16 protein-coding genes and 2 pseudogenes are annotated in these 22,711 nt (G+C 40.2%); 13 read left to right on the top strand and 5 right to left on the bottom strand.

Annotated features, from left to right (window positions below):
- The first annotated feature begins 665 nt into the window (after positions 1 to 665).
- A complete protein-coding gene (locus RBI05_RS10950) occupies positions 666 to 1,886 on the top strand; it encodes an IS256 family transposase (protein ID WP_310551136.1) in 1,221 nt (406 codons plus the stop codon).
- Positions 1,887 to 2,759: 873 nt separating this feature from the next.
- Here the strand turns inward: RBI05_RS10950 and RBI05_RS10945 are convergent.
- Together RBI05_RS10945 and RBI05_RS10940 are read right to left on the bottom strand one after the other, a co-directional pair.
- Positions 2,760 to 2,960, bottom strand: coding sequence for a divalent metal cation transporter (locus RBI05_RS10945; protein ID WP_232381189.1), 201 nt, complete (start codon positions 2,958 to 2,960; stop codon positions 2,760 to 2,762).
- 7 nt (positions 2,961 to 2,967) lie between these two features.
- Positions 2,968 to 3,141 carry a hypothetical protein gene (locus tag RBI05_RS10940; RefSeq protein WP_310551188.1) on the bottom strand — a complete coding sequence of 58 codons (174 nt, stop codon included), beginning with the start codon at positions 3,139 to 3,141 and terminating at the stop codon, positions 2,968 to 2,970.
- A 481-nt stretch (positions 3,142 to 3,622) separates the two neighbouring features.
- Here RBI05_RS10940 and RBI05_RS10935 point away from each other — a divergent pair.
- Positions 3,623 to 5,500, top strand: a pseudogene (locus RBI05_RS10935) (heavy metal translocating P-type ATPase); the annotation flags it as partial.
- Positions 5,501 to 6,114: 614 nt separating this feature from the next.
- Here the strand turns inward: RBI05_RS10935 and RBI05_RS10930 are convergent.
- Positions 6,115 to 6,381 carry a hypothetical protein gene (locus RBI05_RS10930; protein WP_148449090.1) on the bottom strand — a complete coding sequence of 89 codons (267 nt, stop codon included), beginning with the start codon at positions 6,379 to 6,381 and terminating at the stop codon, positions 6,115 to 6,117.
- 279 nt (positions 6,382 to 6,660) lie between these two features.
- On the opposite strand from RBI05_RS10930, the gene RBI05_RS10925 reads away from it, so the two are divergent.
- From RBI05_RS10925 to RBI05_RS10895, 7 genes are all read left to right on the top strand, one after another.
- Positions 6,661 to 7,134 carry a C40 family peptidase gene (locus tag RBI05_RS10925; RefSeq protein WP_310551135.1) on the top strand — a complete coding sequence of 158 codons (474 nt, stop codon included), beginning with the start codon at positions 6,661 to 6,663 and terminating at the stop codon, positions 7,132 to 7,134.
- Positions 7,135 to 7,678: 544 nt separating this feature from the next.
- Positions 7,679 to 8,626: a cytochrome aa3 quinol oxidase subunit II gene (gene qoxA / locus RBI05_RS10920; protein WP_054940699.1), complete on the top strand. Its 948-nt coding sequence runs from the start codon at positions 7,679 to 7,681 to the stop codon at positions 8,624 to 8,626.
- A gap of 43 nt (positions 8,627 to 8,669) precedes the next feature.
- Positions 8,670 to 10,619, top strand: coding sequence for a cytochrome aa3 quinol oxidase subunit I (gene qoxB / locus RBI05_RS10915; protein WP_054940700.1), 1,950 nt, complete (start codon positions 8,670 to 8,672; stop codon positions 10,617 to 10,619).
- Positions 10,616 to 11,212 (top strand): cytochrome aa3 quinol oxidase subunit III, encoded by a 597-nt coding sequence (gene qoxC / locus RBI05_RS10910; protein WP_054940701.1) that lies wholly within the window; start codon positions 10,616 to 10,618, stop codon positions 11,210 to 11,212. The genes qoxB and qoxC overlap by 4 nt, the downstream gene beginning before the upstream one ends.
- A 2-nt stretch (positions 11,213 to 11,214) precedes the next feature.
- Positions 11,215 to 11,499: a cytochrome aa3 quinol oxidase subunit IV gene (gene qoxD / locus RBI05_RS10905; RefSeq protein WP_310551187.1), complete on the top strand. Its 285-nt coding sequence runs from the start codon at positions 11,215 to 11,217 to the stop codon at positions 11,497 to 11,499.
- A gap of 101 nt (positions 11,500 to 11,600) precedes the next feature.
- Positions 11,601 to 12,026: a BlaI/MecI/CopY family transcriptional regulator gene (locus RBI05_RS10900; protein WP_310551134.1), complete on the top strand. Its 426-nt coding sequence runs from the start codon at positions 11,601 to 11,603 to the stop codon at positions 12,024 to 12,026.
- Entirely contained in the window at positions 12,023 to 12,895 is an 873-nt protein-coding gene (locus tag RBI05_RS10895) for a M56 family metallopeptidase (protein WP_310551133.1), read from the top strand. The genes RBI05_RS10900 and RBI05_RS10895 overlap by 4 nt, the downstream gene beginning before the upstream one ends.
- A gap of 244 nt (positions 12,896 to 13,139) precedes the next feature.
- Here the strand turns inward: RBI05_RS10895 and ltrA are convergent, their stop codons facing one another.
- Positions 13,140 to 14,438, bottom strand: coding sequence for a group II intron reverse transcriptase/maturase (gene ltrA, locus RBI05_RS10890; protein ID WP_310551132.1), 1,299 nt, complete (start codon positions 14,436 to 14,438; stop codon positions 13,140 to 13,142).
- A 724-nt stretch (positions 14,439 to 15,162) separates the two neighbouring features.
- Between ltrA and RBI05_RS10885 the strand changes: the two are divergent.
- The 3 genes and pseudogenes from RBI05_RS10885 to RBI05_RS10875 all read left to right on the top strand — a co-directional run bounded on the left by RBI05_RS10885 (position 15,163) and on the right by RBI05_RS10875 (position 19,266).
- Positions 15,163 to 17,097: pseudogene (locus RBI05_RS10885) on the top strand (DUF5693 family protein).
- The gene (locus tag RBI05_RS10880; RefSeq protein WP_310551131.1) at positions 17,094 to 18,287 is read left to right on the top strand and encodes a murein hydrolase activator EnvC family protein; all 1,194 of its coding nucleotides are present in this window, start codon (positions 17,094 to 17,096) and stop codon (positions 18,285 to 18,287) included. The pseudogene RBI05_RS10885 and the gene RBI05_RS10880 overlap by 4 nt, the downstream one beginning before the upstream one ends.
- A 46-nt stretch (positions 18,288 to 18,333) precedes the next feature.
- The gene (locus tag RBI05_RS10875; protein WP_310551130.1) at positions 18,334 to 19,266 is read left to right on the top strand and encodes a ketopantoate reductase family protein; all 933 of its coding nucleotides are present in this window, start codon (positions 18,334 to 18,336) and stop codon (positions 19,264 to 19,266) included.
- Positions 19,267 to 19,398: 132 nt separating this feature from the next.
- Here RBI05_RS10875 and RBI05_RS10870 read toward each other — a convergent pair whose 3' ends face one another.
- Positions 19,399 to 19,764, bottom strand: a complete 366-nt coding sequence (locus RBI05_RS10870) for an ArsR/SmtB family transcription factor (protein WP_310551129.1) — start codon at positions 19,762 to 19,764, stop codon at positions 19,399 to 19,401.
- 247 nt (positions 19,765 to 20,011) lie between these two features.
- Between RBI05_RS10870 and RBI05_RS10865 the strand changes: the two genes are divergently transcribed.
- A complete protein-coding gene (locus RBI05_RS10865; protein WP_310551128.1) occupies positions 20,012 to 22,261 on the top strand; it encodes a heavy metal translocating P-type ATPase in 2,250 nt (749 codons plus the stop codon).
- Positions 22,262 to 22,711 lie beyond the last annotated feature (450 nt).

The following is a 22,711-nucleotide window of genomic DNA, read 5'->3' as shown; positions in this document are numbered from 1 at the left end:
TTTTTATCGTTCAGATATTCGAATAAATGATGTAGCCCGAAGTGGAGGACGATTTGGTTATGAGCTGCTTACAAGTGCAATAACTGATGACATAAAATTATTATTGGAAGAATATGTACTAAAGAATAATGGGGAAAAGATAAATAAGGATACATTGGAGTGGATCCAAGAACAATGGACATATCGATTTAGTCTAATATTTTTTTACGAGTGTCTAAAATATTCAGAAGATATTTTAGTTAATGATAAGAAAAATACCAACTGGGATAAGATACTCATGGACACAAAAGCTAACTTCAAAATTGCATTTAGATATCAAGAGGTTAATGTTTTGAGTGCTAAAAGAATAAACCTCATGATGTACTATGAGAATACAGTTGACCAAAAAAACATTGAATATGAATGCCCAAATTATAGCTTAAGAAAAAAGAGAGCTATTTCAAATATGAAATCCTACGTACCGGCACGGATATCCAACGAATATCCCAAAAATTATGAACTGATTAATTACGTTAGTTCATATATAAAGAAGCATGATTATTAAAACAACTCGATTGAGTTGTTTTTTTGTGGCCAAAATAGGGGATTAATCGAGTCTGTAAAATAGTTTGTGTAAACTCCTAAACCCAGTAAAATGGAAGTAACAGAAAGGTTGGGGAGAACACATGGGACTTTGGACAAAACAACAACTGCGAGAATTCATCAAAGAGAACAATTTGGTATCCGCACAGGATGCCCAAAATGCGTTGAAAGAGTTGTTCGCCGAAACGATTCAAGAGATGCTGGAGGCGGAACTGGACACGCATCTAGGCTACGAGAAGCACGAGGTTAAGGCGAAGATGACGCCAAACAGCCGTAACGGCAAAAGCAAGAAGAACATTGTCAGTGAGTATGGTGAACAGGAAATTACGGTTCCCCGAGACCGGCTCGGCGAGTTTGAACCGATTGTCGTTCGGAAACATCAGTCCAATGTCACCGGCATTGAAGACCAGATTATCGCCCTGTACGCCAAAGGCGTCAGCACTCGCGAGATTCAGGATCACCTGCAGAATCTATACGGGATCGAAGTCTCACCCACACTCATTTCTAACGTGACTAACAAGATCGTTCCTCTTATAAAAGAGTGGCAGAACCGCCCTCTGCAAGGCGTTTACGCGGTCATTTACATGGATGCCATCCACTTTAAAGTGAAGCAGGACGGGGCCATTATTAACAAAGCTGCATATATGGTCATTGGCATTGATCTGGACGGAAACAAGGATGTGCTGGGCATGTGGATCGGCGAGAATGAGTCCGCCAAGTTCTGGCTCAGCGTGCTGAATGACTTGAAGAATCGCGGCGTTCAGGACATCCTCATTATCTGCGTAGATAATCTGAATGGCTTCTCTCAAGCGATTGCCGCCTGCTACCCCAAGACGGAAATCCAGAAGTGTATTATTCACCAAATCCGCAGCTCCACCCGCTATGTTTCCTACAAAGATCTCAAAAAGGTCACGGCGGACCTGAAGCCGATATACAAGGCGGCTACCGAGGAAAGCGCGCTGCTCGAATTGGATCGCTTCGAGGAAGTCTGGGGTGGGAAATACCCACTGATTGTACGTTCCTGGCGAAACAATTGGGAGGAGCTTGCGACCTTCTTCAAGTATCCGCCAGAGATTCGAAAGCTTATCTACACAACGAATATGATTGAAAGTTACCACCGTCAGCTCCGTAAGGTGACAAAGGGAAAAAGCATCTTCCCGACGGACGAAGCCTTGCTTAAAATGCTCTACTTGGCGACGATGGACGTTACCCGCAAATGGACAGGCCGTGTCCAAAACTGGGGTCAGATGCTACTCCAACTCTCCGTCTTCTTTCCAGATCGGATCGGCCAGTACTTACGCTAGTATCGCGAATTCCCCCTCGGGGGAATTCCTTGCTAAAGAGTTTACACAAAATTATTGACAGACCCTGAATTTATCTGATCATTCCACTTTTTTGCCATATGGCTGAATTTAATCAGCTTGTTGGTTACGCGCATTGTCTAGCTCAATAACAAATTATCCTTCTATAATAGATAGTTTTGCAGAATGTAATTCAGAAAACACTGAAATGCAGTTTTGTAAATTTATATTCCTCCACTGGCTCAATTTTCTCTGTGCTGTAGCTTTGTTTTCTCCTTCCGTACGCGCTCCAAAAAATTCTTCTTAAGTGTTACTTCCAATTTTTTTTGTTGTTCCGCATTGCATTTTGGACTTAGTAGATATTTGCGAAGCTTCAGAACCGCTTTTTTAGCTATGTCTTTGCGCTTCTCCAGTAATTGCGTTTTGAGTTCTCGGCGTCTTTAAGGGGAAGGAGCGCGTGTACGTGATCCCGTCTGACTCTTATCCAACGAATATGAGGAAGTCGAGAGAATTATCTTCTCGGCTAGAAATTGGATGAAGCCGAAACTATTGTAGTCTCATTTGCTGTATGCTCGGAATCCTTAAACTTTAGAAAAATATACTCAACGAGAAGGCGATATTCACTTTTAGTGAAGATGCGGCTTCTTGTTGCTGATTATCAGGATCACTCGGCATTAATCCGGAAAATATTGTTTTCGTATAGAAATTTGTACAAATCTTAACAGTTAGAAAAATCATTGATAATGAGAGCTTTGGGAGAATGTTTTTTTACGAGGGCAGTGTCTCACCGAGTGTTTGGTAAATGAGAATGAGGTTAAGAAATAATATAATTGCCGCACAAAGGAATGCTGTTACATTAACAATAGGTTTATTAACTTAGATGCCAATGAGATCTTTGCGTCTCGTGAAGTAAATCAAAGTAATAACGGGTGTTGTCAGGATAAGACTTAAGGCGACTTGGCTAATGACTAAAGTTCGTGTTGGATCAAGTCCCAGCGAAACAATAATAACTGCAGGTAACATGGAAATAACACGGCGTAGCCAACCGGGGATGGTAAATCGCACAAAACCGTGCATGATGACTTTACCGGACATTGTCCACTTGTGGAGCTTGAAATGCCAGAGGCGAGTAATTTAAAATCAAAAACGCGCTAGCGGCTGCAGATCCGAGTAATGGAGTTAAGGTCTGAAAGGCAGATTTTATATTCGCTACTTGAGAGTTGCCTGTTTGGTAAAAGACAGCGGCAGCGATTATCATAATGGAGAGATTTATTAAGCCTGCCAGGAACAGCGCAATAACTACTTCCTTTTCAGAACCCAACAAGAAAGCTCTGTTCACTCATTTGCTGGGTGTTTCAATAGTCCAATTTTCTTTGCTAAATAACATAGTTTCTAGTATAACTGCTTGTTTAATTAATCAGAAAATATGCTGTTTTTACCCGAGTTGATGCATGAGCATGTAATCATGAATTTTTCTTGCGAAAAGGGTTAATTTAATTGTATCAATCTAAAGAGGCGTGACGGGTGTGTTGTTATTTGTGGAACCAGATTGCGTCAATTGTGCCATGAAAATCGAAAATGGTGTAAAAAGACCTAAGGTTCAGACTTCGGAAGCAATCACATGACTCAAAAAGTTCGAAGTTTAAAGTGTAACATTGATATTAATGAGAAGGGGGAATGAACGAGTGGATCAAAAAAAAGAGGAACATAAAAAAAAGCACGATGGCGATGGACATGAAGGTCATTCGCATATGAGTGGTAAAGGAAAAAATAAGATTATGATAATTCGTTTGACCGTCGGTGCAGTACTCGCCGCAATTGGAATAATATTCGCATTATCCGGTTGGTGGGAAGTAGTATTATTTTCAATAGCATATCTCGTCATCGGTGGTAATATTGTCCTGCAGGCGATTAAAAATATCCTTCGTGGTCAAGTGTTTGATGAATACTTTTTAATGTCAGTGGCTACAATTGGCGCGTTTGCTATCCAGCAATATCCTGAAGGTGTAGCTGTAATGCTCTTTTACCAAGTAGGGGAGTTATTTCAGAGTATTGCCATTAATCGATCCCGTAAATCCATTAGTGCATTGTTGGATATCAGGCCCGATTATGCAAACTTAAAAATAGGAAACGAAACGAAACGGGTGACGCCAGAAGAGGTTAACATAGGAGATCACATTGTTGTCAAGCCCGGTGAAAAGGTACCATTGGATGGAGTAGTTATTGATGGGAGTTCAGCGGTAGATACATCCGCACTAACCGGTGAATCTATGCCTCGGGAAGTTGAAGTGAAGAGTGAAGTCCTGGGCGGTTTCATTAACAAAAACGGAGTTTTAACTGTGGAAGTGACCAAGCTGTTTGGTGAATCGACAGTATCCAAAATACTGGAACTAGTCGAAAATGCAAGCAGTAAGAAAGCGCCGACTGAGAAATTCATTTCTAAGTTTGCACGTTACTATACACCGGTTGTTGTCATCGTCGCTTTACTTCTGGCGGTTGTACCTCCCCTGGTTTTAAGTGGGGCTACCTTTTCAGATTGGATCTACCGGGCGCTTGTCTTTTTGGTCATATCTTGTCCTTGTGCGCTTGTTGTTTCTATACCGCTGGGTTTTTTTGGAGGGATTGGAGCAGCATCCAAGACAGGTATTCTTGTCAAGGGCAGCAACTACTTGGAAGCCTTAAACAATGTTAAGTATGTTGTATTTGACAAGACAGGAACACTCACTAAGGGAGCCTTTAAAGTCACTGGTATTAATCCTGCCGGAGAATTATCCGAAGACGAACTTCTTGAATACGCGGCATTTGCGGAGCTGCATTCAACTCACCCTATCGCTGAGTCCATACGGGTCGCCTACGGGAAGGAGATCAGGGAAGATCAACTGGAGGGTTATAATGAAATCTCGGGACATGGCATACAAGTAAAGGTTCAGGGGAAAGAGGTCTTAGCCGGTAACATCAAGCTAATGAACAAGTACAGTATATCTTTTGAAACGCCCAATGAGGCAGGAACGGTTATTCATGTTGCAATTGAAAAAAAGTATGCGGGGTATATTGTCATCTCGGATGAAATAAAAGACGATTCCGCAAAGGCCATTCGATCGTTAAAAGAACTAGGCATAAAGAAAATCGTGATGTTGACAGGGGACGCCAAAGCCGTTGGCGATTCGGTTGGACAGCAGCTAGGTATAGATGAAGTGCATGCAGAGTTACTGCCACAGCATAAAGTGGAAGAGATTGAGAAGTTGATGCAGAGTAAATCGCCTAAAGAAAAAATAATTTTTGTTGGTGACGGTATTAATGATACTCCAGTGTTAGCTCGGGCAGATGTGGGTATAGCCATGGGTGGATTAGGGTCGGATGCCGCTATAGAAGCAGCTGACATTGTCATTATGACAGATGAACCCTCGAAAATCTCGACAGCTATACGAATTGCTAAGAGAACCAGACGGATTGTTTGGCAGAATATCATCTTTGCATTAAGCGTAAAAGCGATATTTTTACTCTTAGGCGCTTTTGGTTTTGCTACTATGTGGGAAGCAGTATTTTCAGATGTAGGCGTGACCGTGATTGCGGTCTTGAATGCCATGCGAATCTTAAGAATGAGCACATCCCGGTGATGTCTCCAATGAAATATATTAACGAGGTAACAACGAGCCGAAGTTTGTTTACAGCTTGGCAGTCCTTGTTCGAGGTTCCCTTTCGCGACATGGATTTGCTGGACCCGACAAGAGGATTTTTTCCAGGCTCCCGCTTTAATTTGGCACATCCACAGAATGGACAAGTCCCATGAGCTGCGTAGTGCTTTTTAATGAGTAAATAGCGATTTTCGTCTGAAGCCTTCCGGCGTTGCGGCTTTCTTCGGTTCATCTTCATCTGAACCTATGTACGTCGGAGTTTTTCCTCGGTGGAGAGTTCGTTTTTCTTTGCCTAAATTATCCAGTGAATGCAGCCTGCTAGAAGATTACCATGGGTAGTATAAAGCTTGGTAAGCCTTAAGACTGCGTGCTTAAAGGTGGGAGAGTAAATATGGTTCTTTTCCGATACATGAAGGATGTTTGGAAGGGCTTCCAACCGGCATATTCATTGTTAAGTTTACATATTTCTATTTTTCTCCATTTCTCTTTCCCCGCTCATTGATTAATCTAGTTAAAACACAAGTAACCCGTAAGTTGGACACTTTTTTAAAGTGTACATCTTATGGGTTACAGTTCAAATATCCCCTCTTACTTTTTTAATGTTTTCCGTGTAGTCCCCAATGGGGTGCTTGAAAGTGTCCGTGATCTTCATGTTTGTCGTAATGGCCAGGGATGCCTACCCAATGGAGTCCATGAGGAACTTCCAGTGTGGGTGGAAATCCTGGTGGATAAACTTCGCCTTCCCCTGCCTTGATAAAACCAATGTGAGCTTGTTCATGTTCGCCAAGGTCAACATGGGCTCCGTGGGCTACAAATTCATAATGCTCTGGGATATGGATATGTTGCCATTCGTGATCTGACATTACTTTTCATTCCTTTCGGTGAATTTAAATACAAAGATATTGTGGGTATAATTGATTGTTTTTATTCACGGGACAATGCTAATACATTTAACCTACTGGTGGAATTCAGATAATCATGTGGTTGAATAGACGTTGACAAAACAAAAAGGAATATACTACAATGTGTAAGGTGACAAAATATTAACAACTTAATGTCATAAACGTAAGATGTCACACCATCGAGAATGTTGTTAGAAGGTGTTTCAGAATATTGGATACGAACTTAGGGAGGGATATTTTTTGAAAAGAATGTTACTGTCCTTTTTAGGCGCAACGGTATTGTTTGGTGCCATTGCTACTAGCACATATGCTAATCAAACTATGATTGAGAGTCAGGTAAGCGAGGTAATTGGAACCCCATATAAGTATGGTGGATCTACTACTACGGGTTTTGATTGCTCAGGCTTCATATTACATATTATGGATAATTATAAGCTGGATTTACCGCGGACTTCACAAACACAAGCTAAATCTGGTAGCTACGTGGCAAAAGAAAATCTGCGCATTGGGGATCTGGTTTTCTTTAATACAAATGGTAGAGGAATTTCACATGCGGGTATTTATATGGGGGAAAATAAATTTGCTCACTCTTCAAGTAGTAAGGGAGTAACTATAAGCAGTTTATCTGAAGGATATTACACGAATAGATATGTGACAGCACGAAGAGTGCTGGGCAAATCCATGTTTGATAAGGTCACTAGCGAGATACATTAATTTATTCAGGGGATAGTAAGTTTATATGTAAAATGGAATTGTGTTCTTTATCTTAATTTCAGCTGAGAGCTGCCTCGATCTTTTACAGAGGTAGCTTTTTTAGATATTATCGTAACAGGATATTTCTTAACTGATTACTGAAAATGATTTGAAAAACAGAAGGAGGATGCAATTGGAGATTAAGCATAATATGATGGCCAAGGATTATCATCTAACCTCGATGACAGTCCTTTTTTGTGTTTCGCTAACAGAAAACTTAATAAGAACGATTTATTTATCTTTTCACGTTAAATGATATGAGAATAATCACTAATTTAATTTGGATAATTCACATAAATTGTCTAATTTGTGTCTTTTGAATAGTGTTTATGTGTAAAACGTGTGACGAATGAATTTTAATACTACAAATCGTAGTTTTAATTATGTACAATTATTGAGTCACGAAAGTTTTGTATAAAGGCAATGACAAGAGAGTTAATCAACTGAAGTAACTAAGCGACTTTTGTGTAACGTATTTAAAAAATCAAGAGAAAGGTGTGCTCAAATGAAGCTTCGCTGGACAATTATGGCTATTCTACTCGTCTTTTCAGCTTTGTTAACGGGTTGTCAACCACTAAAAGTACTAGATCCTAAAGGGCCCCAAGCTCGAACTACAGCGAATGTAATATGGGTTTCAATTGGAACAATGGCTTTGGTTGTTATTGTTGTAATCATATTGTATGCGTTCATTATAAGGAAGTATCGTGCCTCAAATCAGAATGAGGACTACGAACCACCCTATATTGAAGGTAGTCTAAAACTTGAAATTCTTTGGACAGCGATCCCTGTTTTAATCGTAGCTTTTTTGTCAGTTGTTACTATTGTCTCTACTTTTAAGGTTGAAGCAGTACCCAAGGGGTATTCCAAAGAACCATTAGTGATCTATGCATCATCTTCTAATTGGAAGTGGCATTTCAGTTACCCGGAAGAGGATATTGAAACCGTCAATTATTTGTATATTCCAACAAACAGGCCTATTCAATTCAAGTTATATTCTTATGGGCCAATATCAAGCTTCTGGATTCCTCAACTTGGTGGGCAAAAGTATGCGATGGCAGATATGGTCAATACATTAAATTTAGCCGCTGACATTCCCGGAGAGTACACTGGCCGTAATGCAAACTTTACCGGTGAAGGGTTCGCGGAGCAGACGTTTAGTGTTAATGCAGTTCCACCGGAAGAATATGACGAGTGGGTAGATGAAGTGAAAGAGACAGCAAAACCAATCACTGAAGCAAAATTTGATGAGTTATTAGAACCTGGCCATCTAGGACAATCAACATTCACCGGAACCCATTTAGGTTTTTCGCCGCCTCCGGGAAGCCACCATAGTGAGGAGTCTAACACTGCTAATGAAAGCTCAAATGAGTCAACTCAGGGCACAAATGATAGTAATCCAATCAATACGAACATGGAGGGAATGAATCATGGGGATTCAATAATGGGGCAGTAAGAATCCTGGTGTAAATGTTTAATCTTGAGAGGAGCCGAAGAGTATGGATTTTTTCAATCGATTTGCTGTACCCAATCCAAGCCCTACAATTTATGCCTCAATGGTAGCTATCGCTCTTGCTATAATCGCAATCATTGTAAGCTTAACCTATTTTAAAAAATGGGGATACTTATGGAGAGAATGGATAACTACAGTGGACCATAAGCGGATAGGGATTATGTATCTTATATCTGCATTAATCATGTTATTTCGTGGTGGAGCTGATGCCATTATGATGCGTGCCCAGACGGCTGTGCCTGATAATACGCTACTGGGTGCAAAAGAATATAACGAAATCTTTACAACACACGGCGTTGTGATGATTATATTTATGGCTATGGCGTTTATTATGGCTTTAATGAACTTTGCTGTGCCATTGCAGATCGGTGCTCGAGACGTTGCCTTTCCACGACTCAATGCACTGAGTTATTGGTTATATTTCTTTGGGGCTATGTTATTTAACATCTCTTTTGTCATTGGAGGTTCTCCGGATTCGGGATGGTCTTCTTATTTCCCGCTTGCGGGCACTGAATTTAGTGCATCTGTAGGAACAAATTATTATATGCTCGCGCTTCAAATCTCTGGGATAGGGACGTTAATCACAGGGATAAATTTTATCACAACTATTCTAAAAATGAGAGCACCCGGCATGACCTTAATGAAAATGCCAATGTTTACTTGGTCAGCCTTGATTACAAATTTAATCATTGTTTTTGCTTTTCCTGTATTAACCGTGGCACTTGCCATGGGAACGATGGACCGACTTTTTGGAACAAACTTTTTCACAACGACCAATGGCGGTATGGATATGCTTTGGGCTAACTTGTTCTGGGTTTGGGGACATCCTGAAGTATACATTTTAATTTTACCGGCATTTGGTATTTACAGTGAGATTATTTCAACATTTGCACGACGAAACTTATACGGCTACAAATCAATGGTCATCTCTATGGTTGCTATTTCGATCCTTTCCTTTTTAGTCTGGGTTCATCATTTCTTCACAATGGGTCAAGGAGCATTAGTCAACAGTATTTTCTCCGTAACGACAATGGCAATCGCTGTTCCTACCGGAATTAAAATATTCAACTGGTTGTTCACATTGCGAAAAGGAAAAATTGTATTTACTGTGCCTATGCTATATTCCTTGGGGTTTATCCCTATATTCACAATTGGTGGTGTGACAGGGGTTATGTTGGCAATGGCAAGTGCTGACTATCAGTATCACAATACCATGTTCTTGGTGGCTCACTTCCATCTCGTTATTATTCCAGGCGTAGTATTTGCAATGATTGCTGGGCTCACTTATTGGTGGCCTAAAATGTTCGGATTCATGTTGAATGAAAGAATTGGAAAATGGGCGTTTTGGTTTATCTCAATCGGTGTTTGTGTGACATTCTTTCCAATGTTCATCTCTGGATTAAATGGCCAAGCGCGCCGGATGTATACCTATTCGGAATCTACAGGATTTGGTATATGGAACATGATCTCATTTATCGGAGCAATTGGGCTGTTAATAGGGTTCGTTTTAATCGTATATAACATCTATTACAGCACTCGTTACGCATCCAGAGATATACCTGGAGATCCGTGGGATGCTCGTTCTCTCGAATGGGCCTCTTCCACTCCAGTGCCGGAATATAATTTTGCCATCATTCCAACAGTTAATTCTGGTGAAGCATTTTGGGATTACAAGAAAAAGGGCCATAATCTTTTCAATGGTACATTAGAAAAAATTCACATGCCTAATAATAGTGGGCTGCCATTTATTATTGGAGGTATATTTTTTATCTGGGGCTTTGCATTTGTATTTGGGTTGTGGATTTTTGCAACTATTGCCACCGTCGGAATCTTCATTTGTTTAGCCTACCGATCATTTGAACAAGACCATGGTCGATATATCACAGTTGAAGAAATTGAAAAAACTGAACGCAATCGGGGAGGAGTCGGAATATGAAAATTGATCAGTCGCTCCCGCTGGAATATAGTACAGAACAAAATCGTTTGAATATTATGGGTTTTTGGATTTTTCTGGGAGCTGAAATTGCACTTTTTGGGACATTATTCGCCTCTTACTTTACATTAGTTAATCGAACGGGTAATGGACCTACTGGAGCGGATATCTTTGAAATCATTCCTGTAATGACTGAAACCGTTTTGCTTTTAGTAAGTAGTTTTACAATCGGTTTGGGAATTCACGCCATGCGTTTAGGAAGGCAAAAGGCAAGTGTTGTTTTTATAATCATCACTCTATTACTTGGCTTAGGATTTATCGGCGTTGAGATTTATGACTTTATTGTATATATGCATGAAGGTGCGAAGCTTCAAACAAGTGGATTTACAGCTATTTTATTTACGCTATTAGGGACCCATGGCGCGCATGTTGCTTTTGGTTTGGTTTGGGGACTGTTGATAATTATTCAAATTATGAAGCGCGGTTTAACACCTGAAACAACGAATAAAACCTTTATTTTCTCTCTTTATTGGCATTTTCTTGATGTTGTCTGGATTTTCATTTTCAGCTTCGTCTTTTTAAAGGGGATGATGTAATGATGAGGGAACTCTTTCCTCGGAAGCAAATAATGGGTTTAGTATTTTCACTGACTCTTACAGCAGCGGCTTTAACCGTTTATTTCTTTGATCTCTCATTCGCAGTGGGTTCAACGATCCTTCTAATTACAGCATTTTTACAAGCTATTATTCAATTGAGCGTTTTTATGCATGTTGGAGAAGGTGAAGATAAGAAAGCAGTTTATACGGGGTTATACTATGGGGTCTTTGTCGCCCTAGTAACAGTCTTTGGTACGCTTCTAACCCTTATTTGGGGATATTATTAGAAGAATCTATTTATCAGAATGATCTATCTGTCGATATTACTTTCGGGTTATGTCCTCCTCATAATCATGGTAAAATGTAATCAAGAATGGAGGTTGAATTTGTGCAAGTGAAAAAAATTAACTTAAATGAAGAGGGCCTGCACCGGTTCTTTGGCACTCTGGAAACAAAGATTATGGAGATTCTTTGGGTGAAAGGAAAGCTTACCATTAAACAGGTCCATGAGATCATTAATAATGAAAGTCCTATATCACTAAATGCAGTCATGACGGTGATGGTACGGCTATCGGACAAAGGTCACCTGCATAAAGATTCGAGTGGAAAGGGGAGGAATAAAGTCACCTATTTCTCCCCGACGCAAAATAGAGAGCAATTTATTATTGAACAGACCAAAGTGGTCACGGACGGCTTGATAGAAGACTTCGGTTCCTTAATGGTAAGCCATCTTGTCGATAATTTGGATAAAGCTGATCCAGAGTTAATTGATAGACTGGTTCAGAAGCTGGATGAAATGAAAAACCAACCATGAAATATTTAACTCTGAGACTACCTCGCCAAACAAAGCTTGCATTAATCGCCTTGGGAATCATCGGTGTATTGGTTATCGTTTTGCTTGGATATAATGTTTTACATCAAATACAGGACGTGCCGATAAAGTCTAATCTCTTGAAAATGATAAGCGCAATAGTTGCAGATACGTTTACTAATCATATTGTTTGGGAACTTGTATTAAATGTATTAGTTGTATTCTCATTGACAGTGTTCGGGAAGAATATTATACATCAAATGAAGTTATATAGGAGCTGGAATCGATACGCAAATGCTTACAGTGACTTGGAAATGTTTAATTCTGTAGTTGCAAAATTTAAGCATGAGAGGATTCGCTTTGTCATTTTAAATGAACCCAAAATGATAGCCATGACGATTGGGTTTCTAAAGCCGAAAATTGTTCTTTCTTCCTATGTTATAGAACGATTTGATGAAAATGAACTTGAAGCAATTATTTATCACGAATTATATCATTATAAGTCACGCCATCCCTTACAGTTGTTTATATTAAACGTTGTGGCTGATTGTCTTGCTTTTCTGCCTGTAGTAAAAGAATTGGTCCAACATTATAAGGTTTGGATGGAACTTCTAGCAGATCGCTATTCAATCAAACGGATGGGAAGCGAGGTTCCCATCTCTCATGTATTACTTGCTGTGTTAAAAAATGAACAATTAAAAAATCAAGCCCTTGGAGTTCATTTTGCCAATGAAGCAATAAACTATCGACTTATGCAGTTAATCGAACCAAATAAAGAAATCAACATACCGTTATTCAATTGGAGAAAAATGACTACATCTTTATTTATGCTACAGGTAATGCTATCAATCTTTATATACAGCTGCGTATAAGTTTTTGTGAATATTCGTTTTGTTTGAAAAAGACACTTCTTGCATGTTTTAGTGATCGTCTACACGTTCACTTCATCATATGCAAAAGCGTCTTTTTTAATATGCTCGTTTTTAATTGCATTACTGTTAATATTTTCTCCTGGTCGAGTAGACGTGAACCTCACGACCCACGCCCCTCTCAGATCCGTACGTGCCCAATTAAGGCATACGGCTCCTCATATCATCGTTTACAAATTTGCAACGATTAGCCATAGATATTCACATAAATTTTGGGCTCGGGCAGCGGGTAACGTTTCAGAAAGAGGTTAAATTTGTCATACGTAAAGCTTCTTCTCTGGCTTCTGCGATTCAACCATTTAAATAACGCTTTCGTGATCTGAAATTTGTATACGGACAGCGCTCGGCTATTATCAGTTATCCCATAATAGCGATAGTGTCCTGTTAGCTTCGCCCGTATTGTTTTCATTAACTCCTTCACGTCTTGATGGCGTTCTACTTGCAGCCATTCTTTGAACGCTTTCACTTTCGCCTTAAATTTCTTTCCGCTTGTTTTCCTCTTCACTCTGAATTTGCCCTTGCTGCTTTTGCCGCAGTAGTGGGTAAAACCTAAGAAGTCAAACGTCTTGGGTTTGCCTAATCCTTTTCGTTTCCTGTTTTCTTCGGCGAAGCGTCCAAATTCCAGAATTTTAGTTTTCTCCTCTGCGATTTGCAGGTCGAATTTGGCCAGACGCTTGATTAGAGCTGCATAGAATCGCTCTGCATCGTTCTTGTATTGAAAACAGCACACGTAATCATCAGCATATCTAATCATACTTGCTTCGCCACGGCACGCTCTCTTTACTGCAATCTCGAACCATAGGTCCAGAGCATAATGCAGGTAGAGATTCGCCAGTATCGGCGAGATCAGAGACCCCTGAGGAGTGCCGGTTTCTGTCGCTTCCCACGCGCCCTGTTCCATACACCCGGCTTTCAGAAAGCGCCAGATGAGCTTTTGAATATTAGGGTCTGCTATTCTCTCTTCAAGGAATTTCATGAGCCATTGATGATTGACATTGGTGAAGAAGCTGCGGATGTCAGCATCCACGACGTAGCTGGTTTTTCCATGCTCGATGTTGCGATTTAATGCCTTCAGTGCGTCATGACAGCTTTTCTCCGATCGGAAACCGTACGATAGGTTTAGAAAATCCGGCTCGTAGATGGCCTGTAAAATCTTGTTCAATCCTAGCTGCACGATTTTGTCCTCGTAGGAAGGGATTCCGAGCGGCCTTTTGCTCTTTGCATCCTTCGGTATATATGTCCTTCTTACGGGCTGTGGTCGGTAGCTTTTCTTCTTTAGCCGTTCTACCAAGTCCTTGATGTTTACTTCCAGATTTTCCTCATATGCTGCTTTTGTAACTTGATCAATGCCTGTTGCTTTGTTGCCATCCAGTTTCTGGTGGCATTGCATCAGCATTTCCTCATTCAAGAGGTGATACAGCGACGTGAATTTCTCCTTTGGATTTTCTTTTGCAACCTCTGCTATTCTTGCTAGTTTTGTTTGCACTTTTGACCTACCCCTGTGTGTAGAAAATGTGTCCTTAACAAGATCGATGATATGTCACTGCCTTCCCTCTGCCGACATTACTCGGTTTCATCGGTAGTATGCAGTGATCCGACTCCCTGTTCATCATTTGACATTCTTCCTTTTGATCGGTTGTTTGTCATACTCCCTTTCAGGAGAACGAACAGGGTCTCCCAAGTTGCTGTGAAGTCATTGTCTCGCATGCCTGGCTCTACGACCCCGGGAGAGCTCATCCCTACTTGCCTTTAACGCAGGAATGGGTGTAGTCTTCCGTACTTTCGACAACGTCGACCTCTCCAGTTTACTCTTTTCGAGGCTCAATCACTTTCAGGCCTACGGTCTGGCTGTCTACGCTTTACGTCAGAGATTACTCTCAGCCGTCCAAGACTCGCTATTGGTGGCTTGGCTTTAGCCTTTCCAAGCAGGATTTCCACCTGCTAAACTTCACAACCTATGCTTGGTCGCACCGAAAGTTGAGTAAATTTAATGAATATTGCTTAACGAACTCGACATTTGACAGTTATACTTCACATTTAATAAACTACTAGTTGTAGTATATTATTAGGACTACCGTCAGCACCGCGAAATTATAGAGGAGTGGCAAATCGATTTGAATATAAAATGGAATGGCTACATTAAACGATTATTGTGGATTGCAGTGTTTTTGGGCGTGATTGCGGCTATACCATTGGGATATTCCAGATGGATGATGGAAAAGACCTCCAAGCAAATTGAATTTATTTTTGATTTCCGTGATTTGTTGCAAATAGCCTCATACGAGCCTAATCCAGAAACATTTGTACAGCTCCAATTGGAATCGATGAAAGAAACAGGTATCACCACAATGTCTGTATACGAATCAACATTAAATGATTTGATGCTGGCGGGAAGGCTCAATATTTAAAGTGAATCACAAGCTGCTTTACTGCAGCAGAACATCCCATTTTCGAATAGGAACTTTACATATGTACTGTTTACTGGTGAAAATGAGGAAAACACACTGAGGCCGATAATTAAGAACAGATTTAATAAAGATAATATTAATGTAAGCAACTGGACCTTCGGTGGACGTACTGGATTAATATTAGAAACGCCTATTGAAAATGCTTTGATTAAAACTATGGAACCAGATCCATTGGCTTTACAACTAATTCATGATGAAGGATTCAGGATTATACCACGAATATCAGACCGGGACCGTCCTTTTGATCAAGAGGCTACGGAGAGAATGTTAGCTGATTTTCAAAAGCTTGGGGTAAAGCGAATTCTGTTCGATGGAAGTACTGTAAAAGGGTTTGGTGATCAGCCAGAAAAGGGAACACTAAACTCATTTGGGGATTTGTTGAATAAATACAACATTGGATTGGCTGCTATTGAAAATCCGCAATTGGGATTTGAAATACTTGCTAATATAGTGGATTATAACGTAGTGCGCTTATACTCGCTTTCCGAAAATGATTCCGCAACCGTAAAACCGGATGTGATTGCAGACAGAGTTCTGCTTGCTGCAAAAGACCGGAATATTAGAATGTTTTATTTAAACGGTTCGGTAGTTCGTAACCCGGATAACTCTGGAATTACAAATTCACTGGATAATGTATATAAAGCGATTGCGTCTCAGGGTGGTGCCAAGGATAAGTTATCATCTGTGGGTTTTTCAATAGGTGAAGCAAAGCAGTTTGAAAGATCAAGCCCTCCGGGAAATGAATTACTGGAAGCAGTTATATCTTTGGGCGCGATAGCAATCATTGCATTCCTTATAGATGCCTTTTTTCCTGCTTTGCTTTTGCCGGCTTTTTTCCTCCTGCTTATTGGAAGTATTGCGCTTTATTTTTATTCTTCTGCACTCGTTGAGCAAGGACTTGCACTTGGCGCAGGAATCAGCACTTCAACCTTGGCAATGATATGGTCAATGAAGCGTGTGGATAAATACACAAGAAAGTACGAGAAGCTTCCGCAAGGCTTTAGCATAAAAAGACGTTTTGAAATATCTGTTTTTTTGTTTTTTGCGACAACTTTGATTACTTTACTTTCGACTCCCTTTGTAATTGGATTGTTGAGTGAAATTACGTATAATCTGCGTCTTCAGCAGTTTAGAGGAGTAAGTGTGCTCCATTTTGTTCCAATTGCACTCGTTTCGCTTTATACAGTTGCATTTATGAGACGATCGCCGATAATGAATTTACGAAAGATACTGCGATCGCAAATTACGCTTGTGTGGGTTCTGGCAGCATTAGCGATTGGAGCAATTGGCTATTATTATTTGTCCCGCACGGGCAATAGTGGAACGGTTTCTTCACTCGAAATGCTGTTGCGCGGTATGATGGAACAGTTTTTCGGCGTTCGCCCAAGAACCAAGGAGTTTTTAATTGCTCATCCATTATTACTTCTTGGATTCTTTCTGAGTATAAAGTTTCGGGCTGCGCGAGTATTGATCATTATAGGTACGATAGGACAACTTTCAATTATTGATACATTTGCCCATCTACATACGCCTCTCTATATTTCCGGCGTTCGCGTTTTAATAGGGCTGGGTCTAGGGCTAATTGTTGGATTATTTCTCATAGGTATATGGCAATTGGTGGAGAAGCGAATTGTTGAAGGCTACAATAAATGGGTTGGAACGGAGAAATGGAAATGAAGAAATGGATATCTACAATTACCGTGGTCGCTTTAATAGCTCTCATTATTCTACCTGCTCATAGCTATGCAAAAACGTTAAATCAAATCGACAAAGAGTTGGCTCAACTTCAAAAGCAAGCCGAACGTGCTGAAGATAAGCAAGAAGAATCAGAGAAACAAAAACAGGAAGCTCAGCATTATGTAAATAAAAATGAAGAATATTTGCAGCAGGTGTTGGTCGATATGGAGACTGTGGGATTGGAACTGAGTCGCATATCTGCGGATATCGATAAAACGGAAGAGAATTTACGTGACAGTTCGAAAGAATTAGATGAAACCAAGGCGCGAATTGAGGAGCGGCAAGATTGGCTGGAATCGCGGATTCGTCTCATGTACATACAGGGGGGAGTTTCTTATTTGGATGTACTGTTATCGTCAACTAGCCTAGGGAATTTTCTGGAGCGAGTCGATGCGTTACAGGCGATTGCAAATCAAGATCGCATGATGTTGGCTGAAGAGAAGAAGGACAAAGAGTTGATTGAGCAGCAGCAGCAACAACTGGAAGCAGACTATGCTAAAGTAAAGGGACTGTATGCCAATGCTGAATCACGTAAGAATATTTTGGAACAGAAAGAAGAAGAAAAGCAGCAGCTGATTGTAAAATATAATGCTAATCTAGAGGAGTCAGAGGTTATCTCCGAAGAGCAGGAAGCAGTGCTAGTAGGAATTGCAACGAAACGAGCGGCATTAGAGAAAGAAAAAAATAAGCTGAAAGCAAATATGGTTTATACGTTTTCTGTTGATTCTAAAGGGAATAGTGGATCCATGGCGCTCCCGGTTTCCGGTGCTCGTATATCTTCAAACTTTGGCACCAGGGTACATCCGATTACAGGTGTATTGAAGAAGCACAATGGTGTTGACATGGCAGCTCCCGAAGGAACAGATATTAAAGCGGCGGAAGACGGTGTAGTTATCGTTGCGGAATGGTGGGGAGGATATGGAAACACAGTCATTATTGACCATGGGGATAACCTCTGGACCCTGTACCCTCATATCCGTAACAACGGAATAAAAGTAAAAAAAGGACAAATGGTTAAGCGTGGAGAGAAAATCGCTGAGGTCGGCAGCACAGGTAACTCAACAGGACCACACTTGCATTTTGAAGTTCGTATTGACGGTAAGCCGGTAAACCCGATGCCTTATTTGTAATTTTGAATTTAAAGTGTGGTTAAGATTATGTCGAGGTGAATAGAAAATGAAATTTCTGATATATGGAGCAGGGGTAATTGGCAGTATTTTTGCTGGTAAACTGGCAAGCGTGGGGTATAATGTCACTGTTCTTGCTCGAAATCAAAGATATGAAGATATGACTGCAAATGGTATTATCCTGCAGAATGCTTACTCTGATCGTAAAGAAGTATCAAAGGTCAGGGTTATTGATCATCTTGAACCGAGTGATGTCTACGATTATATCCTAGTCATTATGCAAAAGACGCAGGTCAATTCTGTTTTACCTTATCTAGCAAAAAACCAAAGTGAAAATATTGTTTTTGTCGTCAATAACCCACTTGGATATGATGAATGGTTAAAATGCATTGGGCAGAAAAGATTGATGATCGGATTTCCAGCAGCTGGAGGAGAACTCAAAAATGGGGTTGTGAATTATTTTATTGGAAGAGGCATTGCCCGTGCTTTTCAAACTACAACCTTTGGAGAGTTAGACGGCAAAACAACATCTAGATTAACTGCTCTTGTCAAAGCCTTAAATAGAAGTCATATCCCCACTTTAACAAGTTCTAATATGGATGCTTGGCAAAAAACTCATGTTGCATTAGTTACCAGTATTGCAAATGCCCTATATATACATAAATCAAACAATTATGCGCTATCCAAATCCACTAAGGATATTCAGCTTATGATTCAAGGAATTAAAGAAGGTTTTCAAGTCATTGAGGCTTTAGGGTATAAAGTAACCCCTCGTAAGCTACACTATTTTAAATTGCCTGTGGGGTTTTTATCATTTATCTTTAAAATAATCATGAGTACTAAAATTGCAGAAGTTACGATGTCAAAACATACAATTGTTGCTCATAATGAAATGGAACTGTTACAGAAAGAATTTGATGAATTAATAAAAAAATCAAATAGGACAACACCCTATATTGATAAACTGAGAAAGTATATTTAATAGCTAAGCAAACATTATTCACCGTTTGAATTAAGCTTCTTGTTCCCTCAAACCTAGGGGGAGTAGGGAACAAGAAACGTTTCATTAAAAAGATTGCTAGAGCTATCGTGTGTGCCGGCCTTATTTGTGTAATTATTCATGTCTTAAATGTTGCAGAGTCTGTTGGAAAATCTGTTCAACATGTGTGTCATGCAGCGAATAAAAGACGGTCTTACCTTCTTTTCGACGTTTTACAATTCGCATGTTTCTTAAAAGTCTTAGCTGATGGGAGACAGCAGATTGTCCCATATCTATTATTACGCTCAAATCATTCACACATAACTCCCTTTGAAGTAAAGCATCTACAATTTTAATTCTTGTGGGGTCACTGAAAGCTTTAAACCAATCAGCCATCTGAGATACTGTAGTTATATTCATCATTTCTGATTTTACAGAATTAAGATCTTTCTCAAAAGCCAAAGTAGTAACTTTGTCTACCTCATTTGCTGGTCTTTCCATGGTTCACCTTCCTATACCCAAAAACATAGTTTTTAAAATTATAACATGCTTATTAATGAACCTAATATTTTTAAAAAAGCAAGCCGATCCGTTGAGAGCCCTCCAATCTTTTAGTGTTCTGTATTTTAAACTTTAGTATTAGCAACATGCTGAATGATCGTTGACTTGAATTAATAAATAAGCATATAATAAGATTATCACATGAACATATGTTCATACATTACTTTTGTGAAAGGGGATAATTTATTTGGGACAATTAGGTCAATCCAAAGATACGGTAAAACGTGAGTTATTATTAGAAGGATTAGATTGTGCAAACTGTGCATTGAAAATCGAAAATGGCGTAAAAAAAATCCAAGGGGTCTCAGACTGTTCTGTCAATTTCGTAAATAAGACGTTGAGTTTTGAGGCAGATAAAGATCAGAATGAGGAAATTGTATCTGCGGCAACTAAATTAGTTAATAAACTCGAGCCGCATATTGAAGTGAGTATTAAGATGAAAGGCGGCTCTGGGCAAATGCGTGCCAAAGAACAAGCAGGACATAAGCATGCTAGCGATGGGCACGCAGGTCATTCGCATGGCAGTGGCGGACATGAAGGTCATTCGCATGATAGTGACGGGCATGAAGGCCATTCGCATGATGTTGGTAAGGAAAAAATCAGAATAATGTTAATTCGTTTGGCAGTGGGTGCAGTAGTTGCTGGAGTCGGAATGTTAGGTTCATTTTCAGGTTGGTTAGAACTAACTATATTTTTGGTAGCCTATCTCCTCATCGGCGGCGATATTGTGCTTCAAGCTGTTAAGAACATTCTTCGTGGCCAAGTATTTGATGAATACTTCTTAATGTCCGTAGCTACCATTGGCGCATTTGCTATTCAACAATACCCTGAAGGTGTAGCCGTAATGCTCTTTTATCAAGTAGGAGAGCTATTTCAGAGTATTGCCATTAATCGATCCCGTAAATCAATCAGTGCGCTATTGGATATCAGACCCGATTATGCGAACCTAAAAACCGGAAATGATACCAAACGGGTTTCGCCGGAAGAGGTTAACATAGGAGATCATATTGTTGTTAAACCCGGTGAAAAGGTACCATTGGATGGAGTAGTCATTGAAGGAAGCTCAGCGGTAGATACATCAGCACTAACCGGTGAGTCTATGCCTCGGGAAGTGGAAGTAAAGAGTGAGGTTCTGGGCGGTTTCATTAACAAAAACGGAGTTATAACAGTGGAAGTGACTAAGCTGTTTGGGGAATCGACGGTATCCAAAATATTGGAACTTGTCGAAAATGCAAGCAGTAAGAAAGCGCCGACTGAAAAATTTATCTCTAAATTTGCGCGTTACTATACACCGGTTGTTGTTATCGTCGCGTTACTTCTGGCGGTTGTGCCTCCCCTGGTTTTAAGTGGAGCGACCTTTTCTGATTGGATCTACCGGGCGCTTGTCTTCTTGGTCATATCTTGTCCTTGTGCGCTTGTGGTTTCCATTCCACTGGGCTTTTTTGGAGGAATTGGAGCAGCATCCAAGACAGGAATACTGGTCAAGGGCAGCAATTACTTGGAAGCCTTAAACAATGTTAAGTATGTTGTATTTGACAAGACAGGAACACTCACTAAGGGAGCATTTAAAGTTACTAGTATTAACCCTGCCGCAGAATTATCCGAAGATGAACTTCTTGAATATGCTGCTTTCGCAGAACTGCATTCTACTCATCCTATCGCTGAATCCATAAAGGTGGCCTATAGTAAGGAGATCAAGGAAGATCAAATGGACGGATATAATGAAATCTCCGGACATGGGATACAAGTAAATGTTCAAGGGAAAGAGGTCTTAGCAGGTAACATCAAGCTGATGAACAAGTACGGCATTGAAGCGCCCAATGAGTCAGGAACGGTTATTCATGTTGCAATTGAAAAAAAATATGCTGGCTTTATTATCATTTCAGATGAAATAAAGGATGATTCCGCAAAGGCCGTACGTTCATTGAAAGAATTGGGCATTAAGAAAATCGTTATGCTGACAGGGGATGCAAAGGCGGTTGGCGATTCAGTTGGTAAGCAGCTAGGTATAGATGAAGTGCATGCAGAGCTACTTCCACAGCATAAAGTGGAAGAGATTGAGAAGTTGATGCAGAGTAAATCGCCTAAAGAAAAAATAATTTTTGTTGGTGACGGTATTAATGATACTCCAGTGTTAGCTCGGGCAGATGTGGGTATAGCCATGGGTGGATTAGGGTCGGATGCCGCTATAGAAGCAGCTGACATTGTCATTATGACAGATGAACCCTCGAAAATCTCGACAGCTATACGAATTGCTAAGAGAACCAGACGGATTGTTTGGCAGAATATCATCTTTGCTCTGAGTGTAAAGGCTGTATTCTTAATTTTAGGCGCGTTTGGTATCGCCACTATGTGGGAAGCAGTATTTTCAGATGTCGGCGTGACCATGATTGCGGTATTGAATGCCATGCGAGTATTAAACGTGAGTAAGTCTTAGTCAATTTGCAAGGTCAAAGTAAGGACATAGGTAAACAAGGGCAACCTAGAGAGTGTGGATATTGTTCGCAGGGGTAGTAAATGTAGAAGTACACGAGTTAAATAGCTGGATAGAAACATGGAGTGTTCTAAACGCCGACAACGGTTCTTGGAACACTCTTTTCTTTATGCTCAAACTAACTACAAACAGACTGAAAAAGCAACCAAGGATGACAAATATCACATATTTATGACGCATTATTCAGTACATTAAAGCAAAAGGTTTATTATGAGAATCATTATCATTTCGTATGATGAAAGTATTGATTGTACAGTTCAACAGTAGGGGAGGCTTCGGTTGCAAGGTAGATTTTGGCGAACTGGTTTGGCAGTCATTATGCTAATGATGTGATCATTCCAGGTCAAGTTCATGCCGCGGATGACAATTGCCGCAAAGTAGTAGATCAAATAT

It is taken from the genome of Paenibacillus glufosinatiresistens (assembly GCF_031470375.1).
Lineage (GTDB): Bacteria > Bacillota > Bacilli > Paenibacillales > Paenibacillaceae > Paenibacillus_AQ > Paenibacillus_AQ glufosinatiresistens.
The sequence above is the reverse complement of the archived record's forward strand: the minus strand, read 5'-3'. Positions and strand labels throughout refer to the sequence as shown.